This window comes from Leptospira johnsonii (genome assembly GCF_003112675.1).
GTDB lineage: Bacteria > Spirochaetota > Leptospiria > Leptospirales > Leptospiraceae > Leptospira_B > Leptospira_B johnsonii.
On the sequence record NZ_BFAY01000007.1, the window covers coordinates 372,831 to 395,292 of the forward strand.

General features: G+C 41.2%; 18 protein-coding genes. 8 read left to right on the forward strand and 10 right to left on the reverse strand.

Features of this window, described 5'->3' with window-relative positions:
* Nucleotides 1-153 precede the first annotated feature (153 nt).
* Nucleotides 154-2,457, forward strand: a complete 2,304-nt coding sequence (locus LPTSP_RS07190) for a hypothetical protein (RefSeq protein WP_108928204.1) — start codon at nt 154-156, stop codon at nt 2,455-2,457.
* Nucleotides 2,458-2,563: 106 nt separating this feature from the next.
* Here the strand turns inward: LPTSP_RS07190 and LPTSP_RS07195 are convergent, their stop codons facing one another.
* From LPTSP_RS07195 to lon, 5 genes are all read right to left on the reverse strand, one after another.
* Nucleotides 2,564-3,031, reverse strand: a complete 468-nt coding sequence (locus LPTSP_RS07195) for a Dps family protein (RefSeq protein WP_108928205.1) — start codon at nt 3,029-3,031, stop codon at nt 2,564-2,566.
* Nucleotides 3,032-3,236: 205 nt separating this feature from the next.
* Nucleotides 3,237-3,632, reverse strand: coding sequence for a TIGR04452 family lipoprotein (locus tag LPTSP_RS07200; RefSeq protein ID WP_108928122.1), 396 nt, complete (start codon nt 3,630-3,632; stop codon nt 3,237-3,239).
* A gap of 261 nt (nt 3,633-3,893) precedes the next feature.
* Nucleotides 3,894-4,286, reverse strand: a complete 393-nt coding sequence (locus LPTSP_RS07205; RefSeq protein ID WP_108928123.1) for a TIGR04452 family lipoprotein — start codon at nt 4,284-4,286, stop codon at nt 3,894-3,896.
* Nucleotides 4,287-4,452: 166 nt separating this feature from the next.
* Entirely contained in the window at nt 4,453-5,574 is a 1,122-nt protein-coding gene (locus LPTSP_RS07210; protein ID WP_108928124.1) for a DegT/DnrJ/EryC1/StrS aminotransferase family protein, read from the reverse strand.
* 95 nt (nt 5,575-5,669) lie between these two features.
* Complete coding sequence (gene lon / locus LPTSP_RS07215) at nt 5,670-8,129, reverse strand: endopeptidase La (protein WP_108928125.1); 2,460 nt, start codon at nt 8,127-8,129, stop codon at nt 5,670-5,672.
* A 178-nt stretch (nt 8,130-8,307) separates the two neighbouring features.
* Between lon and LPTSP_RS07220 the strand changes: the two genes are divergently transcribed.
* Entirely contained in the window at nt 8,308-9,738 is a 1,431-nt protein-coding gene (locus LPTSP_RS07220) for a pectin acetylesterase-family hydrolase (protein WP_108928126.1), read from the forward strand.
* Nucleotides 9,739-9,801: 63 nt separating this feature from the next.
* The gene (locus LPTSP_RS07225; protein WP_108928127.1) at nt 9,802-11,319 is read left to right on the forward strand and encodes a pectin acetylesterase-family hydrolase; all 1,518 of its coding nucleotides are present in this window, start codon (nt 9,802-9,804) and stop codon (nt 11,317-11,319) included.
* 4 nt (nt 11,320-11,323) lie between these two features.
* Here LPTSP_RS07225 and LPTSP_RS07230 read toward each other — a convergent pair whose 3' ends face one another.
* Entirely contained in the window at nt 11,324-11,875 is a 552-nt protein-coding gene (locus LPTSP_RS07230; protein WP_245915493.1) for an O-acetyl-ADP-ribose deacetylase, read from the reverse strand.
* A 454-nt stretch (nt 11,876-12,329) separates the two neighbouring features.
* On the opposite strand from LPTSP_RS07230, the gene tmpT reads away from it, so the two are divergent.
* The gene (tmpT, locus tag LPTSP_RS07235; protein ID WP_108928129.1) at nt 12,330-12,959 is read left to right on the forward strand and encodes a thiopurine S-methyltransferase; all 630 of its coding nucleotides are present in this window, start codon (nt 12,330-12,332) and stop codon (nt 12,957-12,959) included.
* Between the two features lie 119 nt (nt 12,960-13,078).
* Here tmpT and LPTSP_RS07240 read toward each other — a convergent pair whose 3' ends face one another.
* Nucleotides 13,079-14,578 carry a hypothetical protein gene (locus LPTSP_RS07240; protein ID WP_108928130.1) on the reverse strand — a complete coding sequence of 500 codons (1,500 nt, stop codon included), beginning with the start codon at nt 14,576-14,578 and terminating at the stop codon, nt 13,079-13,081.
* 329 nt (nt 14,579-14,907) lie between these two features.
* Here LPTSP_RS07240 and LPTSP_RS07245 point away from each other — a divergent pair, with 329 nt between their 5' ends.
* A complete protein-coding gene (locus tag LPTSP_RS07245; RefSeq protein WP_108928131.1) occupies nt 14,908-16,620 on the forward strand; it encodes a methyl-accepting chemotaxis protein in 1,713 nt (570 codons plus the stop codon).
* On the opposite strand, the gene LPTSP_RS07250 is transcribed toward LPTSP_RS07245, so the two are convergent.
* Both LPTSP_RS07250 and LPTSP_RS07255 read right to left on the reverse strand, forming a co-directional pair.
* Nucleotides 16,617-17,351 (reverse strand): hypothetical protein, encoded by a 735-nt coding sequence (locus LPTSP_RS07250; protein ID WP_108928132.1) that lies wholly within the window; start codon nt 17,349-17,351, stop codon nt 16,617-16,619. The two genes, LPTSP_RS07245 and LPTSP_RS07250, sit on opposite strands and share 4 nt — an antisense overlap.
* Before the next feature lie 66 nt (nt 17,352-17,417).
* The gene (locus tag LPTSP_RS07255; protein ID WP_108928133.1) at nt 17,418-18,452 is read right to left on the reverse strand and encodes a zinc-binding dehydrogenase; all 1,035 of its coding nucleotides are present in this window, start codon (nt 18,450-18,452) and stop codon (nt 17,418-17,420) included.
* Nucleotides 18,453-18,647: 195 nt separating this feature from the next.
* Between LPTSP_RS07255 and LPTSP_RS07260 the strand changes: the two genes are divergently transcribed.
* The 3 genes from LPTSP_RS07260 (at nt 18,648) to LPTSP_RS07270 (ending at nt 20,470) form a co-directional block, all read left to right on the forward strand.
* The gene (locus LPTSP_RS07260) at nt 18,648-19,226 is read left to right on the forward strand and encodes a PaaI family thioesterase (RefSeq protein WP_108928134.1); all 579 of its coding nucleotides are present in this window, start codon (nt 18,648-18,650) and stop codon (nt 19,224-19,226) included.
* A 76-nt stretch (nt 19,227-19,302) separates the two neighbouring features.
* Nucleotides 19,303-19,734 (forward strand): MAPEG family protein, encoded by a 432-nt coding sequence (locus LPTSP_RS07265; protein ID WP_108928135.1) that lies wholly within the window; start codon nt 19,303-19,305, stop codon nt 19,732-19,734.
* A gap of 118 nt (nt 19,735-19,852) precedes the next feature.
* Nucleotides 19,853-20,470 carry a glutathione S-transferase family protein gene (locus LPTSP_RS07270; RefSeq protein ID WP_108928136.1) on the forward strand — a complete coding sequence of 206 codons (618 nt, stop codon included), beginning with the start codon at nt 19,853-19,855 and terminating at the stop codon, nt 20,468-20,470.
* Between the two features lie 36 nt (nt 20,471-20,506).
* Here LPTSP_RS07270 and LPTSP_RS07275 read toward each other — a convergent pair whose 3' ends face one another.
* Complete coding sequence (locus tag LPTSP_RS07275; protein ID WP_108928137.1) at nt 20,507-22,402, reverse strand: sensor histidine kinase; 1,896 nt, start codon at nt 22,400-22,402, stop codon at nt 20,507-20,509.
* Nucleotides 22,403-22,462: the final 60 nt, after the last annotated feature.

The following is a 22,462-nucleotide window of genomic DNA, read 5'->3' on the forward strand; positions in this document are numbered from 1 at the left end:
AAGTTTTGATTTTTGCACAACTGTTCGAATAATGAAACTCGAACGTTCGAATTCCGTGGCTCGGACGACCTGATTTTCATTATGGAGTATTCTTCTCCGCCAGAACTTGATCCGGGATTTAACAATTCCGGACTAAGGAGCGGAAAAATGGAAATGCAAAGAATACGTGCTGCAAAACGTTATCTGCGGTACGCCTTGTTAGGGATGGCTGTGTTAGCTGCGGGTTGCCCCGTAGGAATTTTTACGGAATTCCCCAACCAGGAAGAAGTATGTAAATTTGATCCGATCCGAGAGGGAATTCGCGCGGTGTCCGCATCTTCTTTCCCGGAGCCGGTACTACAATCAGTGTTGGTAAATGGAAATCTAGTATGGCAGACAGTAACGGATGGGCCAGCGTACCCTACTCCTACTTTCAGCCCCGGCCAAACCATCACACTTAAGGGAACAGGTTTCGGAGCTGGACCAGAAATCGACTTTTCTAAAATTATGATCGGTAATACCAGAATTCTGGAAACCGATCTGAGAATGTTCGAACAGAGATTGGACATCACCAAACAGGTGAACTTCGAAGTGGACGAACCTTTGGATAGTTGGAGCAAGTACATTCTTGCTTGGACGGATAATCAGATCCAATTCAAAGTTCCGGAACACACAACCTCGGGGCCTTTGGTCGTTCAGATCCAAAAAAGAGTAGGATATAACGATTCCCTACTTCATCCGGGACAACCACATAACGTGATTGATGCCCAAACTCGAAGAGTTACCGACGAAGACTTTAAACATAAATGCGACGTTGTTTCTATCTTAAGCGATGCGAAAGGGACTGTTCCTTTACAAGTAAACGTGAACAACCCTGGATTCTCCTCCATCATCGCACTGGGTGAAAAGATCTTCTGGTCTTACGATTTCAATATCGGAGTGGCTCACGCGATCCGAAATCTGGATTGGAAGAAAATTTTTGCATACCAAGCAAAAGATCCTGTGACTGGATACACTGCAGATCCACTTCTTCTGTTCGGCGCTTACCAAACAGTCGCAGGCCAAGTTCCTTCTGCGGCGATCGATAATGTTTACTTTGATCGTTATCCTCAACCTACTCCAATTCCAGGGTTTCTGGGAGCGGATCAAAAATTTAAAGGGAATACTAAGAATAGCGGTTGGGCTGGATATAGATATGCGGAAGCATCTCATCCATATACAGGTGATGGGGAATGGATCGGATTCAACTGTGCTTCTTGTCACGGATACAAGATCACTTACGAGGCTTCTCCAGGTAACACCGTAACCAAAGTGATCCCAGGACTTCCAAATCCTAAATGGTCCATGAAATGGTCTATATTAGGGGATTTTAAAGGAATTAAGGAAAACGAACCGGGACCAAGTTTCGATTCTGCTTCGAAAGATGTAGATAAAACAATGTTGATCTACGCTATGCCTCAAGGAGCAGGAGAACATGCGCTAATCCGAATCAAAGGAGAAGGCAGCGAGACGGACAACGATTACGAGTTCTCTCCGATCGCGATTCCGAACGTAACCAACTATATGGGAGTTAGAAGATCCCTATCCCATTCCGAATCTTACGTAGGATTCGAAGGTTCTTATATTCATTCGGAAGAACCTGACGGTGCTACAGGTTCAATGTATGCGAAAGAACTTCAAGCTCTTACCGCTTATATGACCAAGTTAGACCAAAACGATAAGGCTCTCAGACAAGTTGGAATGTATCGTTGGCTAAAATCCAAAGGTAAACTGATCGCTCAAGTCGGATCAGACTCTGGAGAAGGTGCTTTCGTTCAAGCTGGATGGGAAAATCAACCTGGTATCACTGCAGCAGTTGCAAGAGGAAAGGCAACTTTCCAGAGAGATTGTGGATCTTGTCATAATGATAAGGTAGGCTTGAACTCAAACGAAAAAATGTTCAAACTAAATGAAGTGGGAAGATTCTTCGCTCCTACTATTTACCAAAAAGCACTGCAATCGATTCGTGCGACTTTTCTACGAGATATGTACTGGGTACAACATAGAGGTCTGTTAAGCGACGGACACGTCAGAAACTTGGAAGACTTAGTGAATCCTGCCCGTTGTACGGAAGGATCTCCTCTATACAACCAGTACTACACTTTACATGCTCCTGCGTCTCCTGCTTTAGGTGGACCTGATTTTCCTGAACCGTATCCGGCTCAAAACAGAAAATCGGATGTATTCAGAGTAGTCAAATCTGCAGCTAACGATACAGGGACGAAAAGAAACAGATTCATCGAAAGACATAAATATTTCGTAACTGTTTCTTGGGATCCGAACTATTACTATTGGGATTACCAGAAGATGAGAAGGGAATATGGTCCGCAAGAGTTGGGTACTGCTCAACCGATCGGAATGCCTGCAGCCCCTCACCCTTGGTGTTCCTCCACTGCTACGGAGGTGGATGATCTAGTGGAGTATATCCTCACTCTCTAACTCTCTACGGCCCGGGGAGAAAGATCGAATACCAGGTCGATCTCTCCGGGTTTTTATTTCGGGGAATTCTCTCCGAAATATTTGTTTTTTCGAATATACTAAAATTCTACTCGAGCATACTCCTAAGCATCCAAGCTGTCTTTTCATGGATCTCCAATCTTTGGGTAAGAAGGTCTGTAGTCACCTCATCCCCTCCCGAATCCGCAGAAGGAAGGATCGCTCTTGCAGTTCGGATCACTGCTTCGTGTCCATCTACAAGGTTTTTCAGCATTTCTTCCGCTTTAGGAACTCCATCTTCTTCTTTTAATGAAGTTAAAGAAGAGAACGCTTTGTAAGTTCCAGGTGCTGGATAACCGAGAGAACGAATTCTTTCCGCCACAAGATCCAATGCGTTCCAAAGCTCCGTGTATTGGGTCATGAACATCAAATGTAAGGTATTAAATAATGGTCCGGTTACGTTCCAATGATAGTTATGAGTCTTTAAATATAAAAAATACGTATCTGCTAAAAGTTTTTGCAGGCCTTGGTTGATGGCTTCTCTATCCTTCTCCGGGATCCCTATATTCGGTTTCATACTTATCTCCTTTCCGTTTAGAAAATTTAGAATCATTCTAAATCTAAGTGTTAGACAGTGGCAATCTAATTTCTTTTAGAATAATGATGATTTTTTCCAGATTTTTACAAAAAGAAAAACTAATAAAGAGAGCAAATTCTCTTAATCGGTAATTTACCAAAGTGATAAATCACCGATTATTTAAAAACGAATAGTCAAACCACTCTTAATCGGTAGTAAGCAATCCATCCGGCTTCATATTATTACAATTGCTGCTAAGTATTAAAGTTCCAAGAGAGTCCGCGATGAACGAAGCACCAAATCTTCGGATATCGGTGGTACACGCATTAACATCATCCTTTTTATAATATTTCGAATCGTCTATCTTCACAACAAAAGAATCGATTATCGAACCATAAAGCGCTACTGAAGCTGCAACAGCCGAATCTCCATAAGCCGCTGTATAGAAGGAAAGGTCGGCTACATAGGCGGCATTTCTAATCTTCTCCTTGGCTTCCGAGCCTTTATATACAGTGTCCACCAGACCTGTCGAGTCGATCAATGAGCAATTGAAAATCCAACAGGCGAATACAAATCCCGGGACCAGAAAACTTTTTTTCATAAGGCAAAACCTCCAAAATTTCGCCTAACTTTATTTTTCATCAGGAATTCGCTATTGATTTTTAAATTTAACCTCCCGGAATGAATATTCCAATAAAAAAACATACGAATTATATAATAAACCTATTTAGAATATACGAAATATATCAAATGAGATAGATTCAAAGTTCTCCCGGAATGTAGATTCCGCGAATATCCTCGCAAAATAAAAAAGCCGCTCAGTCAAGCGGCTTTTTTATTAGATATTTTGTGCGACTTCTATTTATTTCGGAAGAAGCCCGATTTCTTCAAAGTTACGACAATTCTCACTTAACGTGAAAGTTCCGATAGAATCAAGACGATTTAGATAAGCAAACTTTTCCATATCGGAAGCACAATCATTCACTTTGTTTTTTTTATAGTATTTTGAGTCGTCCAAATCTAATAAGAAAGAGACAGTGAGCGAATTTGTAAAAGACAAATTAGTGACTAAACCGTTATAACCTCCATACTTTTTTTCATAGTAGATCCCATCTGCATTGAATGCAGCATTTCGAATTTTCTCTCTTGCTTCGCCACCACTATATGCGTCGTTTACCAAATTAGTTGACTCTACAATATTACAATTTGTCGTAAAGGCACTGAGAAGAAATAATATACTAATAATTTTTTTCATAATTTGGCGCCCATTCCTTGCCCTTTATCTTAACCTAGTATTACCAAGATAATTCATAAAACAAAAAGGCGATGTCCCCCTTACTAAAAAAAACTACTTTTTACGCTCCGCTTACCAGCAGAAATTTATAAAAATCTGTATTAGTCGCGGGCCTCAAGAGCCGTCTTTAGGATAGGCTCTTATATTCCTTGATCGCAGCAAAAACTTCTTCCAGCTCGGAATCAGTCATATATGGAAATAAAGGAAAATTTAATACTGAATCGCAGATCCTTCCTGTTCTATGCTCTTTTCCGAATTTACCTACAATATAAGGTTTTGCTCCAGGTTGATCGCTCATTGCTCCCGGATAGATCACTCCAAAACCGATCCCTTTTGCTTTTAGGACTTCTTGGATCTTAGGTCTTTCGGCAGGATCAAAAAGAGTAACGTTGCAATATCCATTTTCTTGAAAGTCTTTTGGAGGATGGATCACGTTCACTCCTAAGCCAGGAAGAGCCTGGTAATATTTCTCTGCAGCCTTTCTGCGGGAAACGAGTCTTGCTTCTAAATGAGGAAGATTCAAATTTAAGAATGCAGCTTGCAAGGTATCCATTCTGGAATTCCAACCTACATCTCCGTAACCGTAGTGAGAAGTTCTTCCATGGTTTCCAAGCATTCTTACTTTATTTGCTAGTTCTTCGTCGTTTGTGAAAACCGCTCCCCCATCTCCAGCCCCGCCTAAAACTTTTGCAGGATAGAAAGAAGTAGTAGTGATCAATGCGTCTTGGTAGATAGGTTTTCCCTTATATAAAACACCGAAGGATTGGGCTCCGTCTTCTAATAAGAAAACTCCTTTTTCCTTACAAAGTTTGCGGTAGTCTTCTAACTTTGAGCTTCCCCAACCATACAGGTGAACGATGATCGCTGCCTTCGGTTTTACTTCTTCGAGTGCCTTTTTGAACTCTTCGAAATCCATTTGTAGATCGTCTGGATTCGTATCTACTGTGGCAGGATCGGCGCCTACGTTTACTACAGATTCAAATGTCGCCCAGAAGGTAGAGTCAGGAACTAATACCTTATCTCCCTTTCCCACGCCCAAGGCTCTCAGTGCCAATTGAAGTGCATCTGTTCCGTTTGCACATGCGATCGAATATTTAGTTCCAGCGGTTGTTGCCAGATTTTTTTCTAATAATGCGACTTCTTCTCCTCCGATAAAGGAGGCGTTCTTGCTGAGAGTTTTTACTTTATCTTCCCAAGCTTCTAGTAATCCCGGCTCGAATCTTTTGATATCTATGAAAGGTACGCCCATTATGGTCTCCTCCGAACAGCGTCGGAAACGGGTCCTAAAAAGCAAATTATTTTGAGCTGGTTTAAGACCCGGCGTAAAGGGCGAAGATAGTAGATTTACTTCTTCTTACGAGGCGCTATCTTCTTTTTAGGAGAAGGTTTCGTCTTCTTAGAGACTACCACCTGTTCCGTTTTAGGTTTCAAAACTCCATCGATTACCTTGGGCTCGAATAGAATTTTAGCTACTTCTTCGAATTTAGAAACCGGAAAGAATTCCATTCCCTTCTTCACATAATCAGGTATTTCGTCTAACTGAGGTCGATTGTCCGAAGGAAAAATGATCTTATGAACACCAACCCGTTTGGCAGCCACGACCTTTTCTCTTAATCCGCCGATGGCTAAAACTTCGCCGGTCAGTGTTAATTCTCCAGTCATACCGAATCCAAGTTTGATCCTTTTATTCAATACCAAGGAAAGAATGGCGGCTGCCATTGTGATCCCGGCGCTCGGCCCATCTTTTGGAGTGGCACCGTCAGGAACATGAAGATGGATCGTTTTTTCGGTGAATAATTCCTCACTACCTAAGAAATTCTTAATATAGCTGAGAGCGATACTGGAAGATTCCTCCATAGATTTTCCGATCATCCCAGTAAGAAGTATCCCGCCCTTTCCTTTTATGAAGACCGCCTCTATAAGTAATGTCGCACCTCCTACAGAAGTCCAAGCAAGTCCCAAAGCGGTTCCTGGAACGGTAGGCTTGGTCATCCTATCATCCGTGTATTTAGGAACTCCTAAAAGTTTTTCCACATCCTTAGGTTGGATATGTTTCGGATAAGTTTCTCCCTTTACGATCTGGAGTGCGAGTTTTCTAGCCAGTTTATCGGACTGTTTTTCTAAACCTCTCACCCCTGACTCTCTAGAATAATGATCTATCAGAGTGACCACAGATTTTTTATCTATCTGTATCCCGTACGGCTCTATCCCGTTTTTCTCCAGCACCTTTTTCCAAAGATGTTTGTTAAAGATCTGGACTTTCTCGTCCGTGATATAACCGGAAAGATTGATAACTTCCATACGATCCAAAAGTATCCTACTAATGGAATCTAACGTATTTGCCGTAGCGATAAAGAACACAGAGGAAAGATCAAATGGAAGATCCAAATAATGATCTCTGAATGTTTTATTCTGCTCCGGATCCAAAACCTCCAGTAGAGCTGCAGCAGGATCTCCCTGCATTCCAAGCCCAAGCTTGTCTATTTCGTCCAAAAGAATAACAGAATCTTTTTCTTTAGTAATTCTTAATGCTGTGATGATCTTTCCAGGCATCGCACCAATATAGGTCCTACGATGGCCTTTGATCTCCGCCTCGTCTCTCATTCCGCCCACAGAGAATCTAAAAAACTTTCTGCCCATGGCTTCTGCGATAGACTTAGCAATAGAAGTTTTCCCGACCCCGGGAGGTCCTACTAAAAGAAGAATGGAACCTTTCTCTGTAGGTTTTAACTTCTTCACTGCTAAAAATTCCAGGATCCTTTCTTTTACATCATCCAGTTTATAATGATCTTTATCTAAGGTCTTTTTGGCTTTATCTAAATCAATTTCTCGAGAAGGAGCAGCTTCCCAAGGAAGACTTTCCATAATATCCAAGTAATTTCGAACAACGTTATAATCCGCGGTATTCTGATCCGTGTAGAAGAACTTATCCATTTCCCGCTCTACTTCTTCTATTACTTCCGGATCTGCAGGGATGGCTTTCAGTCTTTCTAAGAATTTTTCATACTTCTTCTCGTACTTTCCTTCTTTCTGACCGAGCTCCGCTTGGATCGCCTTCAATTGTTCTCTTAGGAAAAACTGTCTCTGTTGTTTATCAATTTTGTCCTGGATATTCTCCTGGATCTCTCTTTGGAGACTAACAAGATCTATCTCCTTTTTCAGATAGAGCAGAACCTTTTCGATCCTGTCCTTTAAATTCACGGATTCTATTACGGATTGATAATCTTCTTTTTCAATATTCAAAATACTGCATACAAAATCCGCCATCTTACCTGGCTCGTTCACATTCAGCATGGTAAGTTTCATCTCTTCCGTAAAAAGAGGATTATTTTGTGCGAGTTCCCTTGTCATGATAAGCAAGGTTCTCATCATGGCTTTGATAGTATTTTTAGAAGCGCCGGGTTCTTCTTCCGGATAGCTTACCTTTGCGATCAACAAAGGTTCCGTGGAAGCAAAAGATTCCACCTTAAATCTGCGAACTGTATTGATCAAAATATTTACAGCGCCATCAGGAAGATTCACCTTCTTCAAGATCTTGGCTACTACACCGAAATCGTAAATATTCTCTTCTGTTTTCTTTTCATTCTCCTCATCCTTGAGAAGAACAAGCCCAATGAAAGAATTCCCTTTTAAGACCTCATCCACAGCCTTTGCAAATTTTCCCCCCGGAACGATCAGAGGAGTGATGATCCCGGGAAATACCGGCCTGGTCTTGATCGGCACCAGAAATAATTCGGGAGGAAGAATGGAATCTACCGGTACGATACTTCCTTCAACTTCGCCTATATCATCAAAAAGATCCACGTTTCACCTTCGGTTTAAAAAATAATCGGACCAATTCCAGTTTCTGGGTTCGCTCCTAGTACTCAAATCTTTCTTTTTCTTCGATAATGAAAAGAACTTGAATCTTTGGGGATATGCGTCAGTCTAAATGGGAAATATATAAACATTTCGACTGTTTTCTAGAACGGGGATGAAACGAATGCAGGCTAAAAACCTATCTATTATCTTTTTGATTTCGATGCTACTTTTGATCGGATGTAAAAAAGACGAACCGGATAATACAAAAGCTCTTACAGGAGCAGTCTTAGCCGAAGTTCTTTATAATCCTTACGAAAGGATCACTCCTCCCGCAGACGACACTATCCTGATCCCGAACACTAATACTAGCTACCAAAACGGAAGGCAGTATTTTCCGAAATGTTTTGGAAATGCAGGAAACACTAAGTTTTATTTCTTTCGAAAAACTACTTCTGCTAATAATAAAAAATTGCTCATCAACTTTATGGGAGGAGGAGCTTGCTGGAGTAATAATAACTGCTTCGGAAAGAGTACCACGACATTCTTCAATTTCCTAAATGATGTGCCTGATCTTTTTGTCAAGGTGGCCTTCCAAGGGATTTTGGATGCCGGAAATTCTTCTAATCCATTTAAAGATTATGATGTTCTTTTTATTCCTTATTGCACTGGAGATCTTCATATAGGTTCCAGTGATGTGGCTACTTATGATGATCCTTATGTATCCTCGGATCCTTCTGTCTATAGCCATAGAGGACATGATAATGTTCTCTCGGTCTTAAAATATATCCAATCGAATTATACCCAGGTGACCGACGTAGTGGTTGCAGGACAAAGTGCCGGAGGATACGGAGCTATATTAAACTATCCTCATATTCGCCAAGTATTCTCCGAGAGCGCAAGATTCCCAAGCTTTAATAAGATCAGCTTAGTGGCGGATGCTTCCAACGGAGCAGTGATCAATGGATTTTTCTCCAACATCGTAAAAAATCAATGGGGAAGTGCATCCAATATTCCGGACTGGGTTGTAGGTTCCAATTATCTAGACGGCGCTCCTTCTATCGAAGATTATCTCAGCAAGATTACTACGGAATATCCGAACGATGTTGTGGGTCAGTACACTGCAGCATTCGATTCTACCCAGAGATGGTTCTTTAATGTGATGGGGATTATAAACTCAGGCTCTCCTTCTTACTCGGATTCTAGTTCTTATTTCGGACCGGGGGATGCGCGAGATGTTGCGGATCTTCCTAAGGATGGTTCCAATACCCCTTCCAATTGTAACTGGGCGATCAACGCAAATAATGCGATGGCCGGTACAACAGGCTCTAAGTATTATTTTTATAGAGCTCCGGGAGATATTCATACAATCACTACGAGTGATACAATGTATGGACTTGTAAGTAACGGAGTGAACTTTAATACCTGGTTAAAATCCATCGTATCGAATGTAGGGACTCCTGCAGACGTGGATTGTTCTTTAGGTTCAGGCTCCTATCCTTGCACGGATAAAAATTTCGGGGCAAATCCTTTGAACGATAGCCTAGGAAGAGCCACCTCTCAGGACTCCTTCGACAATAATAAAGATCTGTACGAGACCTGCTTCGGTCCTTGACATTCTACAAACTAGGAATAAAGTATAGCTGATATCGCCATCTGACGGCGGTATCAGGTTTTTATGAAAATCCGACTGATTACGATCTTCCTATTATTCTCTCAAATATACTGTACAAAAGATAAAGACAATACCCAGGAACTTCTTGCTACTGCATTCATCGTAGATCTGGTCACAAGCCCGTTTACCAGGATCACTCCCCAGCCTGGCACATTCACTACCCAGGTAGATCACGGAGCCACACCTTACACATATACAGCTACTTTTGATCCGAAATGCAGCGGTACGGAAGGAAATGTGGACTTCTATTTTTTCAGAAAAACAGTAGCTGCGAATAACAAAAAACTTCTGATCAATTTTATGGGAGGAGGAGCTTGTTGGGACAATGCAAACTGTTTCGGAAATAATACCGTCACTTATTTCAATCAGCTGAACACAGTTCCGGATTTTGCATTAGATCTATTATTCAAAGGTGTCATAGACCAAACAGTCGCGGAGAATCCATTCAGAGATTATGATATTATATTTGTCCCGTATTGCAGCGGAGATCTTCATATAGGAAGTAAGGACAAAACGTATGCTAGCGGAACTATCAAACATCATGGTTATGATAATGTGATCTCCGTTCTAAAATTTGTCCAAAATTCCTACTCGCAACTGGACCGAGTTTTTGTGACAGGCCAAAGTGCGGGAGGTTATGGAGCTATATTAAATTATCCGATTATTCGAGAAACTATTACCACAATAGACTCAGGCGCACAAGTAAGAATGTTATCTGATGCTTCCAATGCAGTGGTGCCTACTGGAGCTTATACAATCGGTCCTGCCTTTTTTCCATTATTAGAAAGCTCCTGGGGTGTTGAAACAAATGGGATCGGAAGTGGGACCGGTTTTTCTTCTTCCAATCTTCCTATTTGGGTGAATGGTATAGGAACAAATTACACAACCACTGGATCTCCTTCCATTAACGATTTCTTCAAGAAGGTCGCGACTGAATATCCGGGAGACGTGCTCGGACAATACACTGCATTATTCGACGGGAACCAAAGGTTCTTTTATCATGTGATGGGACAGGTCAATAAGATCAATAATGCTACTTTGACCTATTCGACTGCAACAACTCCGGATCCATACCAAGCAGGAAAATCATATTCTATCATTTACGGGGACAGCGATGGAAGCTCCGTTCCTGACGGAAGTTCTTCCAGCTCCAATGATTATACTACTTGCGATTGGTCCAAGCAGGCTGTTTCCAAAATGAAGGACGCAAGTTCCAAGACAAACTATAGATATTATATAGGTCCGGGAGATATTCATACAATCACCACATATAATGATATGTATTCTTTGAAAAGTGGAGGAGTCAAATTTTCCACTTGGTTAAACACTTTGGCAAATGGAGCAAGTCCTCCGGCAAATGTTCAATGTAATGATTCTGCCGGATCTTGTGTGAATACAAATTTGTTCGACAGTACGATCAACGGAAATCTGGGGAAGGCAACCTCCGACGAGTCGTATGGGTTAAGCCCAAAACAGGATATGTATACTACCTGTGGGGAAGCGGCAGGTATCGGTCTGTAAAATATTAGAAGGAAGAAATTCCTTCTTTAAAATTCACCCCTGATTCATTTAGGATTTTCTCATATAGATCTTTTGTCTCTTGATCGAAACAAACAAAGATCAATTTCCTGGGGAACTGCTCCTTATGCTCCAAGACAGTTCGGATCGCAATTGGAGCCGCTAATTCTTTTGGATAAGCATAAATCCCTGTGCTAATACTTGGGACCGCAATCGACTCAAATCCGCGATCCGAAGACAATTGCAGAATATTTGTGTAGCAGGTTTCTAATAGAGAAGCTTCCTGATAATCTCCTCCCTTCCAAACCGGCCCCACTGCATGGATCACATACTTGGTAGGTAGTTGTCCTCCGGAAGTAAGAATACATTGACCAGTAGGAAGACCATTCGGATATTTTTTGATCTTTAATATCCTGCATTCTTCCATGATCTTTGGTCCACCCACTCTATGAATGGCCCCATCCACTCCGCCTCCTCCCGATAGGGAAGAATTGGCCGCATTTACCACCACATCCGTTTGAATGGACGTGATATCGCCTTTCCAAACAAAAATTTCCATCGTCATTTAAAGAGACCAAAAACGGATCTCTTGCAAGAAAAATTCCATTTTATTTTTATAATTCGTTTAATAATGAGAAAGAACTATAGCGATTGTTTGGTGGGAAGTACAGGCTATCGCTGGGACTCCAGAGAAGTTTAGAATAAAATAATGGGTATTTTATAAAGGAAGAAGAAGGTGAGCTGTTATAAAATGGAAACGAAATCAGGTAGCAGGCAGCATTAAGTGAATGGGCGAAAGTTCGCAAATACGCCCGGATTATGGTGGATTTCCGCTAGCTCGCACATCCATCCCATTGCCCCATCTTACTTGACAACATCTATACTCTTCCCTTCGACACTTCTTTTGCCGACCTCGCTCCCCTCCTTCTAAATTGTTGCCAGGCTTCCCAAAACAAATACAATGGATTGGAGCTCCTGCAAATTTACAGAGTTCGAATTAGAGGGATCAAAAAATGGAAAGAGACTTTTGGCTAAGCAAATGGAAAGAAAACAGCATTGCATTCCACGAAAGTGAAACAAACCCGCTTCTACTTAAATACTTCAAAGAACTTTCTTTGGCTAAAGAGAGCCGTATCTTTATTCCATTATGCGGTAAAACTTTGGACATATCCTGGTTTCTTTCCAACGGATATAGAGTTGCAGGCGCAGAACTTGCCGAGATGGCAATCCAACAGTTATTCCAAGAATTAGGAGCAGAACCTAAAATTTCCCAAGTAGGCAAACTCATTCTATATAGCACAGAAGGTCTCGATATATTTGTAGGAGATATATTCGATTTATCTAAAGAAGTTTTAGGCCCTGTAGACGCAATATATGATAGAGCGGCCTTAGTCGCCCTTCCCCAGGAGACTAGACTTCGTTATTCGGCACATTTAACTCAAATCACAAACAAGGCGCCTCAACTTCTGATCACGTATGAGTATGACCAAACGAAACTTGCAGGCCCACCTTTTTCTATTTCGACGGAAGAAGTGAAACTACATTATAAAAACACTTATACTCTGGAGAATCTCTTAAGCCAAGAAATGGTGGGGGGATTAAAGGGACATTCCGCAAAAGAGAATGTTTGGAAATTATATTAAGTTAAGAGAATCAGCTCGCATGTGAATACATGCGAGCGCGGACGAAAGCTTATCCTTCCTGGACTTCTTTCTTTTTGATTGCGCGACTGCAAGAATGATAGGAATTAATATCTCCGGGGTCAAATTCCTTTCAACAATAGATCAATAGTTTTGGAAAGTACCGCTCTGATATCGTCCTTAGCGTCTTCATCCGGAAGGACCTTATGATTCCAGATCTTTAACCCGAATCTGATGAAAAAATTATCTAAAAACTCAGTTTCGATATGGGTCCTCATAGTCGTTCTAGCCGAATCTCTGTCCCATCGTAAAACGATGCTGGTCCCTTTTCCATTATTCGCTTTTACTAAAGTTTCGGTGAACTCATAGATAATGGACTGAAGATTTCCCGGAATGAATATATTGATGGCCCAAGAAGGCGCAAAATATCCGAAAGCACCGCTTACGTCAAATTCTTCTATCTTAGTTAATTTTAGGTTCAGGATCCCGGAGGTTGCGGTATTGGAGAATCTACCAAGCAATTGAACGTCGTTGTTCTCGAGAACCAAACCGTAAAGGTTCGCTTCCAAACTTGCTTTTACTACGAAAGGAAATTCGGAAAGAGAATTAAGTGTGAATGCTTCCTGAGGATAAAAATTCCCTTTTGTATCGTAAGGGATTACCTTGCCGTTTAGTGTGAAAAACTTAAAACGGATCTCCCTGGTCTTAGATTCGATCGCAAATTCTGCCAAAGATCTTCCGGAAACATTCGTAATTCTTAATTTAATAAAACCTAAATATTTGATATCATCCAGATAATCGCCTAGATCCGGATAATCTCTCATCAAGGTTTGTTCTATATTTCCCTCAAAAGTGAAAGCAGTAACCCCTGAGAGTTTTCCGTCTTGTTGGACCTTCAACAATGAATCCAAACCGAAATAATATCCCATGAACTTTGCTAGAGCAGGGAATGATTCAGTAAAATCGTTAATTGCCTTTCTTGCTTCTGGGTCCTTAATTTTTTTAAAAGAAGTAGTTTCCGGAGCGCTGATAGATTTTAGATTATTCGCATCTAAAAAATGTAATCCAGAATCCATCGCACTCAATCCGTGTTTATGAGTGAATGGTCCTAGATGAGTCAGAACGTCTAGATTCCCTGAGTAAGAATTCCCACCGTAAGTAGGATTCGGGTTATGTTTCAATGCAAACTCAGCGGTAAAGTCCCCGAAATTAGGAATAGGAACTTCCTTCATCCGTATAGTTTCTAGACTTACCTTATATCCATCATTAGCAAATCTTCCCCTATAGGTAACATAATGTTGCCCGTTATCGTCCTTTGACATGTATTCCGAATTAAACAGATTTTTTAATTCGAATCTTTCCAAGGAACGATCCAGGTATTTATGAAAACCTTCGGCTCTTCCATCGTATTTATTCTTGATGATTGCGGTTTTCAAAAATTGGAAGAACTGTCTGGAGATATTTCTCCCATCCGGGCCGATAGAATCCGGAATTTGTTTTAAAGAAAACGCTGCGGATAAGGACAGTGCGGATACGCTGAGCGCAAATACTAAGATCAGCGAACGGAGTAGCAGTTTCCCGGATTTTTTTTCTCTTTCTATTCTTTGTTTCTGAAGGCTCATTACCGCCTCTCCATTTTATAACGTTCGTATTATATAAAGCCAGGGGGCTTGATCTCCGACATTAGTCGTTAATCCGGTACTGTCAAGTCTATAGCAAACGCTACAATAATCTAAACCGGGGTAAATCAGATAACTAACAGCTGTTTCACTGCAGTAAATTCTATTTCGTATACTTAAATCGATTTTGTCTCTAAATGAAGAGATAACTATCCCCTAGGAAATAAATTCTTCACATTCGAAATCATTTTGCAGATTTACTTAGTGGAAGCGTTCTAATTTGCTCGATTAATATTCCGTTCTATGGTATACTCCCCGCCCGGAGTGTTTTCATGAAATGGTATTTACGACTAAGCTTAAAATCTAAACTAGCGATCTTGTTCTCTTCCGTATTAATTCCTTTTTTAATCATATTGGCTCTTTCTCTCATCAATTCGGCGTCTAGGATCAACGATATAGAAACGATCCGTAACGACAGATTAATTCCATTAAAACAGTTAAAAACGATCTCGGATCATTACGCGATTTCCATCGTTGACTGCGTTCACAAAGTGAGAAGTGGAGCGTTCACATACGAAGAAGGGATCGAAAACCTGGATAAGGCGGTGAAAGAGATCAAGTCGGAATGGAATACTTATCTCCAAACCCATTTGGTGGAAGAAGAAACAGTCCTTATCGAAAAACTAGAACCTCTTTTTGAAGATGCGGACAAGAGCGTAGAAGAAGCAAGGGCGCTTATGGTTGCAAAGGACAAGGAAGGATTGGGAAATTTTGCGGATCATAAGATGTATTCTATGATAGATCCGGTGGCGGGGAATATAGAAAAGCTAATCTCTGTCCAGCTCCTTATCTCTGAAAGGATCTACCAAAGAGCGGAGACCGAATACGCATTTAGTCTTACAGTTTTTCTTTCACTTTCCGCAATTACACTCGCCTATATTCTGTATGCTTCCATCAAATTTTCGATCCGACTTGTACATGGTCTGAACCAAGTTAGAGTTTCTATCCGAGACGCGGATTTTAGTAATCCGATAGAAGTGGACGAAGACGATCTAAATCTGGACGAACTTTACCTTCTATCTTTAGTGTTCCGGAATTTTCAAGCCAAAGTGAAGGAGATGCTTTCTTCTATCCTTTCTTTTTCCGAATCCATCTTAGCTGCTGCGGAACAACTTTCTAAATCCAGCGAATATCTTTCGGAAAATGCGCAAAGTGAATCTGCTTCTGTGGAAGAAATTTCGGCCTCCGTAGAAGAGATTAGTGCCGGTATGGAACAAGTCACATCGAACGCAGAAGGTCAGTATAAGCTCATTCTCTCCTTCTCTGGAGAAATGAAAGAGTTAGATACATTGATCACTAAGGTAGGAGATTCAGTTTCTGATTCGTTGGGAAAAATTTCAGACATGTATACTAAAACGGAAGCAGGAAAAAAAACGATGGGTAGCCTCTCCGAGAGTATGATAAAAATTGAATCCAGCTCGGGAGAGATGAGATCCATTACGGCGATAATCCAAGAGATTTCCGAAAAAGTGAACCTTCTCGCATTAAACGCAGCTATAGAAGCGGCAAGAGCAGGAGAACACGGGAAAGGATTCGCAGTAGTCGCAACAGAGATCACAAGACTTGCAGAACAAACCGATCAAAGCACCAAAACGATCGAAAGCCTGATCCGCACAAGTAATCAGGAAATTGAATCCGGCAAAAACTTCGTAGATAGTTGCGTGAAAGTATATGCGGAAATTCTGGAAGGCCTTTCGTTTATTAAATTTGCTTCGGACAATATTGTGTCCACAATGAAAGTCCAACAAGAGAAGAAGACGACGATCATCACCGCTGTAAACGAAGTGGATTCTAAATCGGAAGAGATCCGCACCTCGGTCAAAGAACAAAAAGTGGCAATCTCCGAGACTGCAAACGCTGTTTCAAATATTTCCGTCACTGTTCAGAATAGTGCTGCAAACTCGGAGGAGATTGCAGGAAGTGCAACAGGACTTTTGAATATCGCTAAAAGTCTAAGAGATTCTATGAGTTTCTTAAAAGCTTAAGAGTTCTCAGAACCTTCTGCGGCCTTCTTCTCTGTGCGAACCAAATAATAAGTCGGATATTGTAGAAAAATATCCGAGGTAAGCATAAAGAAGAAGATCACTATCAGTAAAATCTGACCGAAAATAGAAACCATCATTTCTTCCGAATTGGAAATGAGAGAAACCAAAAGATCCGGAACAAACATGATCACGAAAGGGGTCCAAGCCGCGACTATATAGTCGGATCGTTTGATACAGTTTGGTAATTCTTTCAATCCTTGGATCAAACTCAGTTTCGAAAAAAGTACAGGCAGGACCAAATGCAGAATAAGACCTATTACAAAAGCAAATATCAGATAGAATCGAACGAATTCAGCAGGAAGCGGAGTGTTCGGTTCAGTACTTTGCTTTTTTAAGAAGTCTTGTAATTGTGTTCCTAAAAACGGTTCTATTAATCGAGCAACGATCAAAAAGAAAAAGATCAAGAACAAAGCTAAGGTAAGTAAGAATATAAAGTATTTGGAAAATACTATAGGCTTATCCGGATCCATTCCTGATCGGATCACGAACCCGTTCACTACATACGTTCCGAGTAATCCTAAGATGATCAGGACTCCACCCAACGCGACCACGCCTCCTGCTTGCATTGCAGGAATTGCACTGAATACCAATAAAAATAAAACGGATCTAACGAGTACTATGAATCGGATCTGTCCTCTGGAAAGTACGTATTGTAAATATTCTTTGAACATCAGCTATCTATCTGTTAGGATTTAAGAAGCGGATACTATAGCAAGCAAAGTTCGTCTTTGGGATAATTAAGGCGAGATCACAAATCGGATCGGATTTCCTTTTCTGTCCTCCAGATCTTGGAGACTTTCGTTGATGTCTTCTAATTTTCGCACATCCGTAATCGATCTGCTAAGGTTCAATTTTCCCTGCACATAAAGATCTATCAATTCAGGAATGGCTCTTCGGTCCGAACCGTAAGAACCTGCAATAGTGATCTGTTTTTCAATGATGGAAAACGGGATCGAAAACTTTAAGGGTTCTCTTCCTATCCCTACAAGTACCATTCTTCCTCCAGGGTTCATGGCGCGAAGTGACTCTTCGATATTTGTCATTCTTCCGGAAAAATCAGCGAGAAGGTCTACCCCACCTTTAGAAATTTCTTTTAAGGTCTTTCCTGGATTTTTTACTTCTCTCAAATTTACTATTTCATCCGCACCATAAGCTGCTGCGTTTTCGAGGGCTCCTCTATCCACATCTAAAGCGATCACTTTACCCTTTGTCAATGCTCTTGCGATCACAACTCCATGGATACCGAGTCCTCCGCATCCGAAAACCGCGACAGTATCCCCGTCTTGTATCTTCCCTCTGAACTTGATCGCATTATAAGGAGTAGAAACAGCATCAGCTAAGATCGCACCTTGTTCGAAAGGAACCGAGTCAGGTAGAGGATACAGATAACGTTCTTCGACTATATTATATTCTGCGAAACTGCCTTCTCTATCGAAACCGAATACACCGATCTCTTTGCAAAGATTTTCTCTTCCTGCAAGACAATGAGAACATACGCCGCAGCTTGTTCCTGCAGCGATCACTACTCGATCCCCTTTTTTGAAACGAGTGACTTTTTCTCCCACTTCTTCGACTAAGCCGGAAGCTTCATGTCCAGGGATTTGAGGATAATGTTTACACTTTAAGGTTCCATGTAATACTAAATGCAGATCGGAACCGCAGATGCCGCATGCTTTGATCCTTACCTTCACTTGGTCTGGACCGAGATTCGGGATTGGAACCTCTTTGATGATCAAATTTCTTTTTCCGGATTCTAATACTGCGGCCTTCATCGTATTCTCCTCGACGTAAGTGAGATTATAAACTGCCAAGAATCGGTCAAGGGATTTGAAGAAGAATTTGGGCCTTCTCCTTTTAAGTTCGGAAACAAAACAAATACGCTGTTCGTTATAGTCAGATCTCGAATTTCGTCCTTGTTCGGGTGCTTTCAGATTTTTCCATGGTAGATAAAAAGATAATATCTACTGATGACTGCGGAAGACATTTATAAACATATCAAAGCCAGCCAAAATGGACAAGACTGGCATCATAAGAATTGTTTCGGTTGCGGACCGGAAAATAAAAGGGGCTTACACGCCAGCTTTCCTTTTCATGAACCAAGCGGAGAAGTCCGTTTCGATTGGACTATAGAAAACGATTTTGAAGGAGCTCCAGGTTACGCTCATGGAGGCGCGCTCGCAACTCTATTGGATGAGGCTCAAGGAGTTCTATGTTTTCACCTTGGTCATTTTGTGATGACTGATCAATTGTATATGCGTTATTATAAAGCCTGTCCTTTAGGAGAAGAAATAGAAGTCCGCTGTTGGGTCACCATGGTCAGACGCAGAAGGCTATACACAAAAGGAACGGTCCATCTGAAAAAGACAGGAGAACTTCTTCTTTCCTCCAAGGCTCGCTGGTATGATATGCCCGACCGAGTCTTTTCCAGAATGTTCCAAGGCACCGCATTTCCTGTGGATACCATTCTGAAAGTTTTAGAAGAGAACCAAAAACGAGGGAAAGAAATCAGGAAACGACTCAAAAAAGAGAAACTGAGATCAGAGTAAGTTTATTTTTTGCTCGCATTAATCCGATTCAAGTTCGATCCTATGCTCCGTCAATCTTTGCGCTTAGGAGTGTAGAATGGAATCTTCTTGGCAGGTCTTTGCGATCGTTTCAGTACTTCTGTTCTTAAAATTACTTTCCACTTCCATCGTTCAGGGTTTGGTCCGTATCAAAACCAAAACATTCCGTTGGAAAGAAGACGCAGAATTTTTCACCAATTCATTTCCTGCTACGGACGATCATACGATAGTCGCTACCGCAAACGGGGTTTTTCGGAACGATTTGGAGAATATTCCAATTTTCTTATTCTTGCTGATCGGATACATCCATACTTATAGTTGGCATGAGGGAACCATCATATATTCTGGAATATTCATAGTATCCCGAATACTACATGCGATCTTTTATTTTCTTCATAAACAACCTTGGAGAAATATCGCATACAACCTGGGAATTTTGAGTAAGCTCCTTCTGTCCGGACATATTATCCATTCCGTATTTTTTGCCTGATCGCCAAAGTTCTTCGCAAAAATAAAAAGGATTTGTCCCCAAAAAGTTCCGCCAAGAGTCTAAAAAATATAATCCAAATCATATCCGGATCTTTCCGGCCGAATCAAAGGAGAATCGTTTGATCGAATTATATACCGCTGGGACGCCTAACGGAAAAAAAGCTTCTATCATGCTGGAAGAATTAGGAATCCCTTATACAGTGCATCCAATCGACTTTAGCAAATTAGAACAAAAGGAAGAATGGTATCTAAAGATCAACCCGAATGGGAGGATCCCTGCCATTGTAGATAAGGATAACGGCGACTTTCCTGTTTTCGAATCGGGAGCCATTCTGATCTATCTCGCAGAAAAATACGGGAAATTCTTATCTAAAGATCCCAAAGAAAGATCAGTCGCTATCCAATGGCTCATGTTCCAAATGGGCGGAGTAGGTCCTATGCAAGGACAGGCAAATCATTTCGTGAAATTTGCTCCGGAAAGAATTCCATACGCAATAAACCGATATGTGGACGAAACAAAACGTTTATATTCCGTTTTAGAAAGACGTCTCAAAGAATCCGAGTATTTAGCAGGAAGCGAATTGAGTATCGCTGACATCGCTACCTGGCCTTGGGTGAAAGCGAGAACTTATATCGATCTTTCCTTGGATGATTATCCGAAACTCAAAGCATGGGAAGAAAAACTGGGAGCAAGACCCGCATTCATCAAAGGAAGCGAAATCCCTAAAAAATCCTAAAGCCGTAAAGCCGCTTCTCCAAAGAGAGCGGCTAAATCAGAGCCTATCGGCCAAAGGCAGATAGACTCTGAATGTGGTCCTTCCTGGAATAGAATCAAAGTCTATTTTTCCTTGGTGCCTTTCTACGATCTTTTTGCAAATATCAAGGCCTAAGCCACTTCCTTCTCCTTTTTCCTTTGTGGTGAAGAATGGCTCGAAAATTTTATCTTGGATCTCTTTCGGGACCCCTGGGCCGTCGTCCGTGACGGAAACAATCAGATAATTATCCTTGATATAGGATTCCAGATCCAATCTACCTTGGTATGAAATCGCCTGGAATGCATTATTGATCAGATTGGCCCAAACCTGGGTCAAGTGATCCGCTTGCCCTTTGACGAGTGAATTTTCCGCAAAATTCCTGTGAATCTCAACTCCTTGTTTTACCTTATTATAATATAGTGTTAAAACCAGATCCATCTGCTCCCGGATATCGATCAAGCTTATACCTGTGTGATCCTGGTATACATAGGTTTTCAAAGCGCGTATCACTCTGGCGGCTTTAGAAGCAGCCTCTCTAACTACATTACTATATCTTAAAATACCGGAGAGATTGTAAGCGTTCGAAACTAATGTAGGAAATTTTTCCTTTTGAATGTCTTGGACTAGATCCGGAATATCATCTACTCGTATTCCCAATTCAGCCAGGTTTTCGGACAAAAACTCGGAAGATGGAAATCCAAGATTTTGTAACGTATCTCGGATGATCTTTCTGTTCTTTCTTTCTTCCGAAGAATCATAAAAGTCCGGGAAAATACTTCCTTTAATAAAAATTTTCTTCCAGGTATCTCTTTCATTAGTTTCCAATTCGGCAAATTCGCAAAGTAACTTCTCCCAATCTTGGCGGAATACACTTTGGATCCCCTCGTTGGAAGAGATTATAGCACCTAAAGGAGTATTCACCTCGTGAGCGATACCTGCGATCAATTGTCCGAGCACTGCCATCTTCTCGGATTGGACTAGCTGCGCTTGGGTAGATTTCAATTCTTCTAATGCTAAAAGTAGATCTCTATTCGTATTTTCTAAAAAGGTATTTGTCGCTTTTAACTCTTCCGTTCTGAGAACTACTTTTTGCTCCAGATCTTCGTTCAGTTTTCGGATCTCTTCTTCCGCTCTTTTTCTTCCAGAAATATCCCTTACGATCGCCTGCAATAAAGCTTTTCCATTCAGAGTAACGGAAGTCAAAGTCACTTCCGCATCAAAATTGGTTCTATCCTTTTTACAATGCAACCAATCGAAAGTTTGCGGTTTTCCTGCAAACGCTGCTTGTATTTTTTGAAATGCTTTTTGAGAAGAAGGAACTCCATCCGGCTGCATCTCAGGAGAAAAATCTACAGGAGAGGCGCCGATTATATCTTCTCTTCTGCAACCGAACATTTCTTCCGTCTTAGGATTACATTCCAGAAAGACCCGATTGTCCATTAGAAAGATTGCCTCTCCGGCGGATTCGAATAATGTCTTAAATTTGACCTCGTGCTCTTCCAATGCTTCTTGGGTAGCACGAATATCCGAGAGTGTTACTGCTAATTTCTCTTCCGTCTTTTTTCTTTCAGTCAGATCCTCAAAGATCAAAGACGCGCCGAAAACACCTGAGTCATCAAAAAGAGGATTCACTCTAATGCGGACCTGTAATAATAATCCGCTGATCGTACTGGTATAAGGTCCTTCGTAATCGGAAGCTTCTCCCTGTAAACCCTTGCCGATAAGTGCGGAGACTGCTCTGTCTTTCAGGTTAGAATAAGAAATTCCAATGATCTTATCTCTTTCGGCTCTTAAGAAGCGCAGAGAAGAATCGTTTGCTTCTATTATTTTGCCCTGCCTATCGAAGATCATGAGTCCGATAGGTGATTGTTCGAATAGGTCGCGATATACGTTTTCGCTCTTCGGTCCGTTCATAAAGGATCTGGAAAAAATTCGAAAGCTCGCACAACTCTGTACGAGTAATTTTTCGGATCA

Excerpts from the sequence above, each read along its gene's own strand:
- LPTSP_RS07190 (WP_108928204.1), top strand. The coding sequence starts at position 154 with ATGCAAAGAATACGTGCTGCAAAACGTTATCTGCGGTACGCCTTGTTA.
- LPTSP_RS07195 (WP_108928205.1), bottom strand. The coding sequence starts at position 3,031 with ATGAAACCGAATATAGGGATCCCGGAGAAGGATAGAGAAGCCATCAAC.
- LPTSP_RS07200 (WP_108928122.1), bottom strand. The coding sequence starts at position 3,632 with ATGAAAAAAAGTTTTCTGGTCCCGGGATTTGTATTCGCCTGTTGGATT.
- LPTSP_RS07205 (WP_108928123.1), bottom strand. The coding sequence starts at position 4,286 with ATGAAAAAAATTATTAGTATATTATTTCTTCTCAGTGCCTTTACGACA.
- LPTSP_RS07210 (WP_108928124.1), bottom strand. The coding sequence starts at position 5,574 with ATGGGCGTACCTTTCATAGATATCAAAAGATTCGAGCCGGGATTACTA.
- LPTSP_RS07220 (WP_108928126.1), top strand. The coding sequence starts at position 8,308 with ATGCAGGCTAAAAACCTATCTATTATCTTTTTGATTTCGATGCTACTT.
- LPTSP_RS07225 (WP_108928127.1), top strand. The coding sequence starts at position 9,802 with ATGAAAATCCGACTGATTACGATCTTCCTATTATTCTCTCAAATATAC.
- LPTSP_RS07230 (WP_245915493.1), bottom strand. The coding sequence starts at position 11,875 with ATGGAAATTTTTGTTTGGAAAGGCGATATCACGTCCATTCAAACGGAT.
- tmpT (WP_108928129.1), top strand. The coding sequence starts at position 12,330 with ATGGAAAGAGACTTTTGGCTAAGCAAATGGAAAGAAAACAGCATTGCA.
- LPTSP_RS07240 (WP_108928130.1), bottom strand. The coding sequence starts at position 14,578 with ATGAGCCTTCAGAAACAAAGAATAGAAAGAGAAAAAAAATCCGGGAAA.
- LPTSP_RS07245 (WP_108928131.1), top strand. The coding sequence starts at position 14,908 with ATGAAATGGTATTTACGACTAAGCTTAAAATCTAAACTAGCGATCTTG.
- LPTSP_RS07250 (WP_108928132.1), bottom strand. The coding sequence starts at position 17,351 with ATGTTCAAAGAATATTTACAATACGTACTTTCCAGAGGACAGATCCGA.
- LPTSP_RS07255 (WP_108928133.1), bottom strand. The coding sequence starts at position 18,452 with ATGAAGGCCGCAGTATTAGAATCCGGAAAAAGAAATTTGATCATCAAA.
- LPTSP_RS07260 (WP_108928134.1), top strand. The coding sequence starts at position 18,648 with ATGACTGCGGAAGACATTTATAAACATATCAAAGCCAGCCAAAATGGA.
- LPTSP_RS07265 (WP_108928135.1), top strand. The coding sequence starts at position 19,303 with ATGGAATCTTCTTGGCAGGTCTTTGCGATCGTTTCAGTACTTCTGTTC.
- LPTSP_RS07275 (WP_108928137.1), bottom strand. The coding sequence starts at position 22,402 with ATGAACGGACCGAAGAGCGAAAACGTATATCGCGACCTATTCGAACAA.